Consider the following 12,077-nt stretch of genomic DNA (forward strand, 5'->3'; position numbering starts at 1 on the left):
CGGCCTTCGTGTTCGGTGATGGAGCAGAAAGAGCAGCCCCCGAAGCATCCGCGCATAATATTGACTGATGTTTTGATCATATCGTAGGCCGGAATTTTTGCTTTGCCGTAACGCGGATGCGGTACCCGGGCGTAAGGCAGGCCAAATACAAAGTCCATCTCTTCGGTCGAAAGCGGAATCGGTGCCTGATTGACCCATAATTCCCGGTCACCATGTTTCTGGATTAAAGCGCGGCCAGAGTAGGGGTTGGTCTCCAGATGGAGTACCCGGCTTGCATGTGCATAGAGAATTCGGTCATTCACCAGTTTTTCATACGACGGCAGACGTACCGCAGTGGTTTCAGCATCGTGGCGGGAGGGACGCACCGTAATCGGCTGGGCTTGCGCCTCACTGGTGTTGGTTTCACAGGCGGGTTCGGCCTGATACGGATTGGTCGGTACAAACGGTTTTCCCGGCTTTTCTATCCGCGAAGAGTCAATGATTCGGTGGGTGTCCGGCGCTTGAGAGCAGATCACTGCCGTGCCGCGAATACGCGTCATCGACTGAATTGATTCTCCCTGTGCCAGCCGGTGAGCGACTTCGACCAGTGCCCGCTCGGCATTACCAAATAGCAGAATATCAGCCTTGGCATCAAATAAGATCGAACGACGGATTTTATCCGACCAATAGTCATAGTGGGCAACGCGGCGCAGGCTCGCTTCAATGCCCCCTAAAACAATCGGGGTTTCTTTATAGGCTTCACGACAACGTTGGGAATAGACCAGTGTCGCGCGATCCGGCCGTTTTCCACCTTCGTTTCCGGGCGTATAGGCATCATCATGACGCAATTTTTTATCCGCGGTATAACGATTAATCATCGAGTCCATGTTACCGGCAGTAATGCCAAAAAACAGGTTGGGTTGCCCCAGCGTCATGAAGTCTTCTTTGTTATGCCATGCCGGCTGAGCAATAATCCCGACCCGGAATCCCTGAGCTTCGAGCAGACGGCCGATAATCGCCATGCCAAAGCTCGGGTGATCAACATAGGCATCACCGGTCACGATGATGACATCACAGCTATCCCAGCCCAACTGATCCATTTCTTCTCGACTGGTCGGCAAAAATGGTGCGTGACCGAAGCATTTGGCCCAGTAGGGTTCATAGTGATGAATTGGCGTGGTGATACTGTGCATATTTTGACCTCATGAAAGTGCGGCGGGCATTATAGCGGCAAGTGAGAGGCGTCGCCAGCATCATCAGTCCACAAAATAAATCGGGATATTCGTGGGTCGCGATAAACCATGGTTCACTCAATGTTCCTCAACAGAATCTGTATCATTCGCTTTCATCCGGCAATGTTTTTGGTATGATCGTATTATCTAATTTTATGCTAGATTTCGTTATGTTGAACGCTTTTATTGCCGTATTGTTTCCAATGACCGCCGGAGCACAATTTATTCTTACGCTTGTTTTGATCAAAGGGGAAATTTGTCCGGGACAACGGGGGAGAATTCACCGCATCTTACCGCTGTTGCTGGTGCTATGGTTGCTGGTCGCTTCCCAGCATTTATGGGCGCTATTGAATGTTGCTTTGATCGGTTATTTCTATTCTCAGGTCAAAACAGGCAAGACACGACAAGAAGGGCCACTGAAAGTCCTTTATTGCGCCAACGGAGTGGCCGGACTGACGCTGTTGTATGCCATTCTGAGTGCTCCGAACTGGGTTGCTGCGGTCACGTTAGTCTTGTCATGTTTGTTGTTAGGGGCGATTGCCGCTCATTGGTTACTGACCATTGCCAGAACTCGCTTGCAAGCTTTTCATCGTTTATTACCGGTTATCGGCATTCTGACAGCAATATTACTGACGCTGTGTATTGTGCCACTGGCTGCCAGTATGGATCCGATTCAGTTGCAAAACGTATTGCACTCGATTCTGCTCAGTTTTTCTCTGTTAGTGACGGCCGTGATTATCTGGTCATGGCATTTACTGACGACTAAAAATGCGGATAAAGTACAGCTGGGAATTTCCTGTCTGGTGCTTTTAACGGCGATGAGCGGGTTCCACCAGTTGTATTTTTATTAAGTTACTTGTCACGATTTCGCACTACACTTAAATCAGGTTGACTTCATTCAGGCTTACAACCTCAGAATCACCGAAAGGAGTGTAGTGATGGACTTTTCAAATATTGACCGTTTAGACCATTCGATTTTGCTGGGCATCGTCAATGAGAAACTGCGACTCGAATGTGAAAGTTTTGATGATTTGGTGACGACGTATGAGTGTGACTCTCAAGCCGTGCTCGATAAGTTAGGTCATCTGGGTTATCAGTACGATCCGCTGACCAATCAGTTTAAAGCCGATCATTGAGCCGCTTCATTGGTCGAGAGGCAGTCATGATTGACGACCGGTGACAACAGAAAGGCGACTCGGGCCGGATGGTGACATCCGGCCTTTGCTATTCTGATTCACTGACGGGCGTGTAAAATGAGCGTTTCGGACTGTCGAGCACCACATGGGTCGTAACCCGGCGGATTTTGGGATTTTCCTGCATCAGTTTTTCGATAAATGCATCATATTCCAGCGCGGTTGCCGCGGTCACCAAGACTATCAGATCAAACTGCCCGGTGACATAATAGATCTGTTGGATATTTTCTTTCTGCTCAGCCCAGATTTTGAAGTGGGAGAGAGTCTGGTAGTTGTCCCGTTCGATTTCTAAACCGGCTAAAAAGCTCATATGATTGATCAGATACTGCGGATCAATGACTGCCACTTCCTGTTGAATCACGCCTTCCTGACGTAATTTTTTGATCCGGCGCTGTACCGCGGACGCCGATAATCCAATTTGTTCGGCAATCCGTTCGGTTTGCAGGCGGCAATTGTGCTGCATGATATCCAGTATCTTCCTGTCGAATAAGTCAAGTTGCATATTTTAAGATCTCGAAATGCGGTTTTTCTGCATATTATGATAAAAAATGCAGAAAATCATAGTTTGATTCGGTTATTTCTCCGTTCAGCCGCTCTTGTTTCCCCGATACTATCGACTCCGGGATGGTGTGTATCCAGTACATGCCTGTCTCGTTTTCTCACTGCTGTTATGAACCTTACGGAAGCTTGTATCGATGTCTGAGTCTAAGTCCCCGCAGTATTGTCCGGAAACACTGGCACTTTCAGCCGGTTTTGTGCCGGATCACCAAACCAAAACCACAACTCCCGATATTACGATGTCGGTGAACCACTGTTTTGTACCGGAGGAAGGGTCGTTTTCTGCCAACGGGATTGAGGATTTGGCCGATGCGCCTTTTTTGTATGCCGGCTGGACCAATCCGACCGTCCGACAGCTTGAACAGCGGATTGCAGCACTGGAATGTACCGATGATGCCTATGCAACGATGACAGGAATGGCGGCACTGTCAGCGGTGTTTTTTTCACTGTTACGTGCCGGCGATCATTTGATTATCAGCGATGTCTGCTATGCCGCAGTTTATGAGTTGGCAAGAGACGTTTTGCCTGACTACGGGATTGAAGTGACCGCGGTGAATCTGACCGATCTCGATGCGGTGGTGCAGGCAATTCGGCCCAATACCCGGTTGATCCATGCCGAGAGCCCTTGCAACCCTTTATTGCGTCTGACTGATCTGGCGCAACTGGCACATGTCGCCAAACAGCATCAGGTGTTGCTGTCGGTGGATTCAACCTTTGCGACACCGGTGATTACGCGTCCGGCAGTGCTGGGGGCTGATCTTGTCATTCACTCACTGACCAAGTTTATCAATGGTCACGGTGATGCATTGGGTGGGTGTGTCGCGGGGAACAAAGCTTTGATTGCACAAATTCGTTCCAGAGCGGCAGCGCATTTTGGAGCTACGATCAGCGCACAAAATGCCTGGCTGATTATGCGTGGCATCGAGACCTTGTATCCCCGGATGAAAACCATCAGTGATTCGGCGCATCAAATCGCGCAATGGCTGGAAAATCATCCCCGGGTGAAGCAAGTCAATTATCCGGGGCTCACATCTCATCCTCAATATGCACTGGCACAGGAACAGATGGCTTATGGTGGCGGGATTATCGTTTTTCAGGTCGATGCGCTGGATGATATTGCACAGCGGTTTGCCAGAGATGCCCGTTTATTTTACTACGCTTATTCTATCGGGCACCAGCGGAGTCTGGCGGTCTTACTGAAGACGGCTGACTTGATGACATCGACTTACCGGATGACAGCGGAACAGGAACAACAGTTTCGACATTATGCCGGAGACGGGGTATTGCGGTTGTCAATTGGTCTGGAAAACCCGCACGATCTGATAGAAGAGCTTGAGCAGCTATTGCGTTGATGCGCGCCTTTGTTTGTTGAGTACGTTTCTCATCCTGCTCAATCAAAAGAAGAAAATAGTCCATCAAAGAGAAGGGAGACAGATAAAGCGGAAAACGGCAACAGTTGAATGTCCCAGTGACTTGACTCTTTTGTAAACAAGCGTGTGATTGATTGTGACGAAAGTATTGAAAAGTGCTACTGTTCTGTCGCACTATACTAAAGATAACTTTGCTGAATAATTCGGCAAAGTTGATAACACAACATCGCATTTCTTGAAAGAAATGGTCACGGAATATAAAAATCATAAAGGGATAGTATGAATAAAATATTAAAATCAGCGATTGCCGGAGCGGTACTTGCCTGCTCTGCATGGACGACTCAGGTTTATGCCGCACAATCTGCACTGGAAAACATCCTCAATAAAGGAGAGCTCAGAGCTTGTTTTGATGCGGGTTATGTACCATTTGAAATGAAGACCAAAGATGGTCGTTTTGTCGGCTTCGACTTAGATATAGCAAAACATATGGCACGTTCTATCGGCGTGAAATTTGTGCCGGTCAATACCGCATGGGACGGGATTATTCCTGCTTTGCAGACCGACAAATGCGATATCATCATTTCCGGGATGACCATTACACCGGAACGCAATCTGAAAGTTAATTTTGCCGACCCTTATATTGTTATCGGACAGTCGGTACTGATTTCCCCTAAACTGGCGGGCAAAGTGAAAAGTTATCAGGACCTCAACGATCCGAAATATACTTTAACCAGCAAGCTGGGAACAACGGGAGCAGAAGCGGCAAAACGGTATATCTCGAAGGCGAAGCTGGATCTCTATGACACTGAAGTCGATGCTGTACTGCAAGTCTCCAACGGTAAAGCCGACGCTTATGTATATGACTTGCCGTATAATGCTATCTATGCCGCACAGCACCCTCAGCAAGTAACACATCTGGATACGCCATTTACCTATGAACCGCTGGGATGGGCGATTCGTCAGGATGACCCTAATTTCCTCAACTTCCTGAATAATTACCTGCGTCAGGTAAAAGGAGACGGGACTTATCAGCGTATTTATGATAAATGGTTCAAGTCTGATAGCTGGTTGAAGGACGTTCAGTAATTTCCTCGCTATTATACTCAATTAATATGAAGTACCGGACTTGGGGTTTCCCTTGTCCGGGTGAGCAGTAAACACAAGAGAATCATTGTAATGCAGTCAAAATCCAGCCGTTGGATAGGTCATGGAATTTATGCCGTAATTATGGTGTTGTTGGTGAGTGGTATTTATTTCTCCGGCAAAACGATTAATTATAACTGGCATTGGGATCGGTTATGGCCTTATGTTGTTAATACTGAGATGCAGGATATCCGTGCCCATGGGGATGGTGTATCTGTTATCGAAGGCCATACAATCATTGTGAAATTTGATAACGGAGCCCCTGATCAGGTCATCAAATCATATGATCAACGAGCGATTGGTAATGGTGACTTAATTTTCGAAGGGGATACGGTTGCCCGGGTTGAAGATTGGAAGTTCGGGCCGATCGCTGTCGGGCTTTGGGTGACGGTAAAAATCTCGTTCATCTCACTCTTTTTTGCCATTTTCTTGGGGCTGATTTTCGGACTGATGCGGGTCGCAAAAAATCAGACTGCCCGGGACCTGTCTCTGACGTATGTTGAAATTATTCGCGGTACACCGTTACTGGTGCAAATTTTCATCGTCTATTTCTTTATTGGTACTGTACTGGATTTGGATCGATTTACCGCGGGTGTGGTTGCACTGTCGGTGTTTACCGGTGCTTATGTTGCAGAAATTATCCGGGCGGGGATTCAGTCGGTATCCAGTGGTCAAATGGAAGCTGCACGTTCATTGGGGATGACTTATCCTCAGGCGATGATGTATGTCATATTGCCACAAGCGTTTAAGAGAACGCTGCCACCGCTCGCCGGGCAATTTATTAATTTGATTAAGGATTCGTCATTGGTTTCGGTGATTTCAATTACGGATCTGACCAAGGCTGGTCGGGAAGTCGTTGCAGGGAGCTTTGCCCCTTTTGAAGTCTGGTTTACCGTTGCAGCACTTTATCTGCTCGTCACCGGCTCACTTTCGTGGGCGATCCAAGTGTTAGAAAAGAGGTTATCCGCTAGTGACTAATAATCAATATTCCGGTGAAGATATGATTGTTGCCAAAGGGATTGAAAAATTTTATCCCAATGGCTGCCACGCACTAAAATCGGTCAGTGCGACGGTGAGAAGAGGTGAAGTCGTTGCGATTATCGGGCCTTCCGGCTCAGGGAAATCCACGTTCTTGCGGACCTTGAATCAACTTGAAGCCATTAATGAAGGTTCGATTATCGTCGATGGTATCGATATGTATGCCAAATCAACAGATATCAATCAACTGCGACAAAATGTCGGGATGGTGTTTCAAAGCTTTAACTTATTTCCCCATAAGACAGCTTTAGAAAATGTGATGCTGGCACCGATGAAAGTGGCCAAACGTCCGGTGAAAGAGGTGGAAGTCGCCGCGAAAGCGTTGATGAAGCGTGTTGGTCTGGCTGATCGGATGAACAACTATCCTTCTCATCTGTCCGGCGGCCAGCAGCAACGTGTGGCGATTGCCCGGGCGTTGGCGATGGAGCCGGATTTGATGTTGTTCGATGAACCCACTTCGGCGCTTGACCCGGAAATGGTCGGTGAAGTGTTGGATGTGATTAAAGGATTGGCAGCAGAGGGTATGACGATGGTGATCGTGACTCATGAAATGGGATTCGCCAAAGAGGTTGCCGACCGCGTGTTATTCATGGAGGAAGGCGCATTGTTGGTTGATGATACGCCTCAGGTGGTATTTGAATCGCCGCCTCATCCTCGCTTACAACAATTTCTTGCCAAAATTTTATAATACAATCTTCCGCCAGTTGACTGGCGGAAGTCGTTTCTATCAGGCGATTTTTATCCCTTCTAAGTGTGTTTTACACTGTTGTCGGGCTGTCGCAAAGAAAGCCTGTAGATAGCGTTTCTCTTTTTCCCCATGCCGTACAGCAGCAAACAGTCGCCGCCATAATCCTTGCCCCAGTGGTTTACTGGTGATCAGACGCTGGCGGGAGAATTCACTGATGGCCCAGTTGGGGAGTGCCGCAACCCCCAGTCCGGCTGAAACCATCTGCACCAGCATGAGCGTATTGTCTGCCTGTTTCCATTTCATCGGCTCTACACCGGCCGGTTGAAGAAAGTGTTTGTATACATCAAGACGCTGTTTGGGAACCGGATAAGTCAACATGGTCTGTCCGGTTAAATCTGTCGGTTGAATCGCAGCGGCGTCTGCCAGCGGATGATTGATTGCAGTGACGAGACGCATTTCAAAATCAAACAACGGTTCATAATGGATTTCTGAGCGGGGCATAATGTCCGAGGTGATCAAGAGATCAAGCTCTCCCGCGAGTAGCGCAGGCAGCGGTTCAAACCCAAATCCGGAAGAAAAATCCAACGTTACATCCGGCCAGCTGATCTGATATTCCTTAAGTGCCGGCATCAGCCATTGAAAGCAAGAATGGCAGTCGATTGCCATGTGCAGGCGACCATTGACATCTTCTTTGAGACTGGCGATTTGGTGCTCGGCCTGAGCCATTCGCGGCAAGACATCTTCCGCCAGTCTGAGCAAAATTTCACCTTCGGAGGTAAACCGAACCGGCCGTGTTTTTCTGAGAAACAGCGGGCTGCCAATGCGTGATTCCAGATCTTTAATCTGATGAGACAGAGCGGATTGGGTCAGGTGCAGCGCGGTCGCCGTTGCGGTTAAAGAACCGGTATCTCGAAGGGAAATCAATGTCTTAAGATGTTTGATTTCTAACATGAGTTTTCCTCATTCATGATAAATCATGTTGAATATTTTTACTAAACTACGCTGAAATCAGGCGCATGTAAACATCCGGACGTCTATATGAGTTACTTAATTTCAATTTATTTTTATGACTATGAATTTTATTAATGTAACGGTTGAACAATTGGCGATTGGCAGGGAAATCATTTTGTACGATATTTTAGCCATCCAGACATCTTTAATGGTCTGAACGATTAGTCAGTAACCCGATCAATCCGTATCAATATTCACGGCAAACAATAATCAAAGGATGGTATTCATGGCAACCACAACACATATTCTGGGCTTTCCTCGTATCGGCGGTAAAAGAGAACTTAAATTTGCTTTAGAAGGGTATTGGCGCGGGGCGCTTGACCAGTCTCAGCTGGCAGTGACTGGTGCATCGATTCGTCAGGAGAATTGGACACTGCAAGCGGACAATCAGCTCAGCTTTGTGACAGTGGGTGATTTTGCCTGGTATGATCATGTGCTGAATACGTCGCTGTTATTAGGCCATGTGCCTCAACGCCACCGGGACGGTGATATCGGTCTTGATACACTGTTTAAAATTGCCAGAGGTCAGTCCCGACAAGGGTGTGACTGTCAAGGAGGCCATGCCGCTTCTGATATGACCAAATGGTTCAATACCAACTATCACTATATTGTGCCGGAATTTTCAGCCGATGATACGTTTGAGGTGAGCTGGTCACAGCTATTTGATGAAGTCGGTGAAGCCATTCAGCAAGGGCATCAGGTGAAGCCCGTATTATTGGGACCACTCAGTTATCTGTATCTGGGGAAATCCGTGACAGAGGGGTTTGACCGCTTGTCGTTATTACCTCAGTTAACGGTTGCCTATCAAACCATTGTGGAGAAATTGGCAGCACTGGGGGTTGAGTGGGTTCAGATTGATGAGCCAATTTTGGCGCTGGAGTTACCACAAGTCTGGCTTGATGCGTTTCAGACTGCTTATACGCAATTACAGGGAAAAAATAAACAGGGAAGTCCCAAGTTGTTGCTAACCACTTATTTTGATTCAATCACCGATGTTTTAGAACGTGTGATTGCCTTACCGGTCAATGGACTGCATATCGATGTCGTCTCCGCACCACAGCAGTTGGATGAAATTGCCGGGAAACTCCCTGCCGATTGGGTTCTGTCTGTGGGCGTCATTAACGGACGTAATGTCTGGCGCGCTGATCTGGCAGCATTACTCCGACAGTTACAACCCCTTAAAGCACAGCTCGGTGACCGATTGTGGGTCGCAAGCTCATGCTCGCTGCTACATAGTCCGGTTGATCTTTCACTGGAGACGGAACTGAGTGAAGAGACGCGCAGTTGGTTTGCCTTTGCCCGTCAAAAAGTCGCCGAGCTGGGGTTACTTGGCGCTGCGTTAGATGGTGATGTTAAAGCTGTTGAAGCGTGTCAGCACTATAGCCGTCCGATTGAACAGCGGCGCGCCTCTCAGCAGGTCAATAAACCCCATGTTCGTCAACGGGTTGAAGCGATTACCGAGGCTTTGGCGACAAGGGCGCTGCCTTACCGGGAGCGGGCGACATATCAGAAGGAGGCATTGGGGTTACCATTCTTACCGACCACAACAATCGGCTCTTTCCCTCAGACCAGCGAAATCAGAAAATTGCGCAATGATTTTAAGCAGGGACGTTTATCTGAAAGTCATTATAAAACCGCGCTGAAAGCTCATATTCATGAAGCGGTTGAGCGACAGGAAGCTCTGGGACTGGATGTTTTGGTTCATGGTGAAGCTGAGCGCAATGATATGGTGGAGTATTTCGCGGAGAACTTATCCGGATTTCAGACGACCCGTTTCGGCTGGGTACAGAGTTATGGGTCACGCTGTGTTAAACCGGCTATTGTCGTGGCTGATATCGAACGTGAAAAACCGATCACGGTGGAATGGTCGCAGTACGCCCAATCGCTCACTGCAAAGCAGATGAAAGGAATGTTGACCGGCCCTGTTACCATCCTGTGCTGGACATTCCCCCGGGAAGATATCTCCCGGAAAACGATCACGCAGCAACTGGCTCTGGCGCTGCGTGATGAGGTTGCTGATTTGCAAACCGCCGGTATCAATATCATCCAGATTGATGAGCCGGCAATCCGGGAAGGTTTACCGCTGAAAAAACGCGATCATCAGGCTTATCTGGACTGGGCTGTTGAGTCTTTCCGTATCGCTGCGTCCAGTGCTGCGCCGCAAACACAGATTCATACGCATATGTGTTACAGTGAATTCAATGAAATTATTGAATCAGTCGCTGCTTTGGATGCAGATGTGATCACCATTGAAACGTCGCGGTCAAATATGGCGCTGCTCGATGCATTTGAGGCTTTCAATTATCCGAATGAGATTGGCCCGGGTGTTTATGATATCCATTCACCGAATATTCCGTCTCAGGCGTGGATGATTGAGTTATTGAAAAAGGCAGCACAAGCCATTCCTGCCGAGCGGTTATGGGTCAACCCTGACTGTGGTTTGAAAACCCGGGGCTGGCCGGAAACAGAAGCCGCGTTACATAATATGGTCGCTGCCGCTAAAACGCTTCGTAAGCATTGGGAAGAACAGGGCGCATCATAATGATTGCCATAAACCAAGGGCCCCGATATTGGGGCTCTTGATCATTTGACGCAAGCAAATTGACGAAGATAAATCGCTGAGTTATTGCTTCTGTGCATATTTTTTACAAGCGTTTTGGTCGATTAGTTGATCAATCATCAGCTGACCACGGGTATTGCGGATTTTTATCCGGTAGGCAAGACCCGCCTGGAGATTTGATAGCGTTTCCGCATTGGTACAATAACTTTTGATACTCTGCGCTAAGAGTGCCTGCGTTGACTTGGCTTTAGGCGCATCATTGTTATAAATCATCATGATCTCAATGATGTTCCCCTTTGAAGAGGCGCGCATGATGGACAATGGTCCGGACTTAATCGGAAGCTCGGCATGAAGAATACTGGCGCGGTTGGATGCAAGTAGCTCCAGCTGTTTTTGCTCATTATGACTACTACAACCGATTAAGACAGCACTTAGCCCAACTGCAATACATATTTTTCTTATCATGAAATGCTATTCTCAGATCGTTAAAAAACTTGTTTATAGGGTTTGACGATAACGGATTGGTAAACACCGGCTACGACATAAGGATCGGCATCCGCCCATGCTTTGGCTTCATCCAGAGATGCGAAATCAGCGATCACGGTTGACCCGGTGAATCCTGCCTCTCCGGGGTTTTCAGAGTCAATTGCTGGCAGAGGCCCGGCAGTGAGTAAGCGCCCTTCATTTTGTAATTGCTGTAATCTTTCCAGATGTTGCGGCCGGGCACCCATCCGCTTCTCTAAAGAGTTTTCCACATCTTGAGAAAATATGACATACCACATATTTATATCCTTATACAAAAGTCGGGTCGTTGACTCGACTTGGGTTCTCTCCGGCCGATGGCTTTGAGAGAACAATGATTTATCTTATGGGTGAAGCTCAATCATTCTCGGGCGCCCGTCACTATCAACGGCCACGTAGTTAAATGTGGCTTCACAGACCTGAAACCGTTCACCAATGCCGTGTGCATGAACGGGTTTAACCCAGACTTCAAGCTCAATTGACATCGAGCTACGACCGATACGGACACATTCACCATAGCAACAAACTACATCACCGACACTGACTGGTTTCTTAAAGGTAATGCTTGATACCGAAACCGTGACGATTCTGCCGTGTGAGATTTCTTTTGCCAGAATGCCACCGGCCAAATCCAGCTGCGACATAATCCAGCCGCCAAAAATATCGCCGTTCGCATTGGTATCCGCCGGCATTGCAAGCGTTCGTGAAAGGAGCTGGCCTTTCGGGGTATTCACTTCAGAGTTCATAATTTCGTACTACACAGGTTGAATGCTTTCAGGAGAA

13 protein-coding genes are annotated in these 12,077 nt (G+C 47.9%); 7 read left to right on the top strand and 6 right to left on the bottom strand.

Annotation, left to right across the window (positions count from 1 at the left end; translation table 11 throughout):
• The coding region (locus tag VR7878_RS09510) for a YgiQ family radical SAM protein (protein ID WP_077335609.1) at positions 1-1,172 on the bottom strand (1,172 nt) is incomplete at its 3' end.
• 209 nt (positions 1,173-1,381) lie between these two features.
• Between VR7878_RS09510 and VR7878_RS09515 the strand changes: the two genes are divergently transcribed.
• Positions 1,382-2,062, top strand: coding sequence for an HI_1241 family integral membrane domain (locus tag VR7878_RS09515; protein ID WP_077335784.1), 681 nt, complete (start codon positions 1,382-1,384; stop codon positions 2,060-2,062).
• 87 nt (positions 2,063-2,149) lie between these two features.
• Entirely contained in the window at positions 2,150-2,347 is a 198-nt protein-coding gene (locus VR7878_RS09520) for a DUF4250 domain-containing protein (protein ID WP_059120617.1), read from the top strand.
• A gap of 88 nt (positions 2,348-2,435) precedes the next feature.
• Here the strand turns inward: VR7878_RS09520 and VR7878_RS09525 are convergent, their stop codons facing one another.
• Positions 2,436-2,906, bottom strand: a complete 471-nt coding sequence (locus VR7878_RS09525) for an Lrp/AsnC family transcriptional regulator (protein WP_077335611.1) — start codon at positions 2,904-2,906, stop codon at positions 2,436-2,438.
• Between the two features lie 193 nt (positions 2,907-3,099).
• On the opposite strand from VR7878_RS09525, the gene VR7878_RS09530 reads away from it, so the two are divergent.
• The 4 genes from VR7878_RS09530 to VR7878_RS09545 all read left to right on the top strand — a co-directional run bounded on the left by VR7878_RS09530 (position 3,100) and on the right by VR7878_RS09545 (position 7,201).
• Positions 3,100-4,314, top strand: a complete 1,215-nt coding sequence (locus VR7878_RS09530) for a trans-sulfuration enzyme family protein (protein WP_077335613.1) — start codon at positions 3,100-3,102, stop codon at positions 4,312-4,314.
• 297 nt (positions 4,315-4,611) lie between these two features.
• A complete protein-coding gene (locus VR7878_RS09535; protein ID WP_077335615.1) occupies positions 4,612-5,418 on the top strand; it encodes a transporter substrate-binding domain-containing protein in 807 nt (268 codons plus the stop codon).
• A gap of 90 nt (positions 5,419-5,508) precedes the next feature.
• Positions 5,509-6,453, top strand: coding sequence for an amino acid ABC transporter permease (locus VR7878_RS09540; RefSeq protein ID WP_077335617.1), 945 nt, complete (start codon positions 5,509-5,511; stop codon positions 6,451-6,453).
• A gap of 22 nt (positions 6,454-6,475) precedes the next feature.
• Positions 6,476-7,201 (top strand): amino acid ABC transporter ATP-binding protein, encoded by a 726-nt coding sequence (locus VR7878_RS09545; protein ID WP_077335786.1) that lies wholly within the window; start codon positions 6,476-6,478, stop codon positions 7,199-7,201.
• 39 nt (positions 7,202-7,240) lie between these two features.
• Here VR7878_RS09545 and metR read toward each other — a convergent pair whose 3' ends face one another.
• Complete coding sequence (gene metR / locus VR7878_RS09550) at positions 7,241-8,152, bottom strand: HTH-type transcriptional regulator MetR (protein WP_077335619.1); 912 nt, start codon at positions 8,150-8,152, stop codon at positions 7,241-7,243.
• Between the two features lie 286 nt (positions 8,153-8,438).
• On the opposite strand from metR, the gene metE reads away from it, so the two are divergent.
• On the top strand, positions 8,439-10,754 hold the full coding sequence (gene metE, locus VR7878_RS09555; protein ID WP_077335621.1) for a 5-methyltetrahydropteroyltriglutamate--homocysteine S-methyltransferase: 2,316 nt from the start codon (positions 8,439-8,441) through the stop codon (positions 10,752-10,754).
• Between the two features lie 81 nt (positions 10,755-10,835).
• Here metE and VR7878_RS09560 read toward each other — a convergent pair whose 3' ends face one another.
• From VR7878_RS09560 to yciA, 3 genes are all read right to left on the bottom strand, one after another.
• Positions 10,836-11,234 (bottom strand): GspS/AspS pilotin family protein, encoded by a 399-nt coding sequence (locus VR7878_RS09560; protein WP_205409445.1) that lies wholly within the window; start codon positions 11,232-11,234, stop codon positions 10,836-10,838.
• Positions 11,235-11,257: 23 nt separating this feature from the next.
• Positions 11,258-11,554 carry a YciI family protein gene (locus VR7878_RS09565; RefSeq protein WP_077335625.1) on the bottom strand — a complete coding sequence of 99 codons (297 nt, stop codon included), beginning with the start codon at positions 11,552-11,554 and terminating at the stop codon, positions 11,258-11,260.
• An 84-nt stretch (positions 11,555-11,638) separates the two neighbouring features.
• Positions 11,639-12,040, bottom strand: a complete 402-nt coding sequence (gene yciA, locus VR7878_RS09570) for an acyl-CoA thioester hydrolase YciA (protein ID WP_077335627.1) — start codon at positions 12,038-12,040, stop codon at positions 11,639-11,641.
• Positions 12,041-12,077: the final 37 nt, after the last annotated feature.

The organism is Vibrio ruber DSM 16370 (assembly GCF_900163965.1).
Lineage (GTDB): Bacteria > Pseudomonadota > Gammaproteobacteria > Enterobacterales > Vibrionaceae > Vibrio > Vibrio ruber.

Bases quoted from the DNA above. Each gene is read 5' to 3' on its own strand.
- VR7878_RS09515 (WP_077335784.1), top strand. From the start codon at position 1,382: ATGTTGAACGCTTTTATTGCCGTATTGTTTCCAATGACCGCCGGAGCA.
- VR7878_RS09520 (WP_059120617.1), top strand. From the start codon at position 2,150: ATGGACTTTTCAAATATTGACCGTTTAGACCATTCGATTTTGCTGGGC.
- VR7878_RS09525 (WP_077335611.1), bottom strand. From the start codon at position 2,906: ATGCAACTTGACTTATTCGACAGGAAGATACTGGATATCATGCAGCAC.
- VR7878_RS09530 (WP_077335613.1), top strand. From the start codon at position 3,100: ATGTCTGAGTCTAAGTCCCCGCAGTATTGTCCGGAAACACTGGCACTT.
- VR7878_RS09535 (WP_077335615.1), top strand. From the start codon at position 4,612: ATGAATAAAATATTAAAATCAGCGATTGCCGGAGCGGTACTTGCCTGC.
- VR7878_RS09540 (WP_077335617.1), top strand. From the start codon at position 5,509: ATGCAGTCAAAATCCAGCCGTTGGATAGGTCATGGAATTTATGCCGTA.
- VR7878_RS09545 (WP_077335786.1), top strand. From the start codon at position 6,476: ATGATTGTTGCCAAAGGGATTGAAAAATTTTATCCCAATGGCTGCCAC.
- metR (WP_077335619.1), bottom strand. From the start codon at position 8,152: ATGTTAGAAATCAAACATCTTAAGACATTGATTTCCCTTCGAGATACC.
- metE (WP_077335621.1), top strand. From the start codon at position 8,439: ATGGCAACCACAACACATATTCTGGGCTTTCCTCGTATCGGCGGTAAA.
- VR7878_RS09565 (WP_077335625.1), bottom strand. From the start codon at position 11,554: ATGTGGTATGTCATATTTTCTCAAGATGTGGAAAACTCTTTAGAGAAG.
- yciA (WP_077335627.1), bottom strand. From the start codon at position 12,040: ATGAACTCTGAAGTGAATACCCCGAAAGGCCAGCTCCTTTCACGAACG.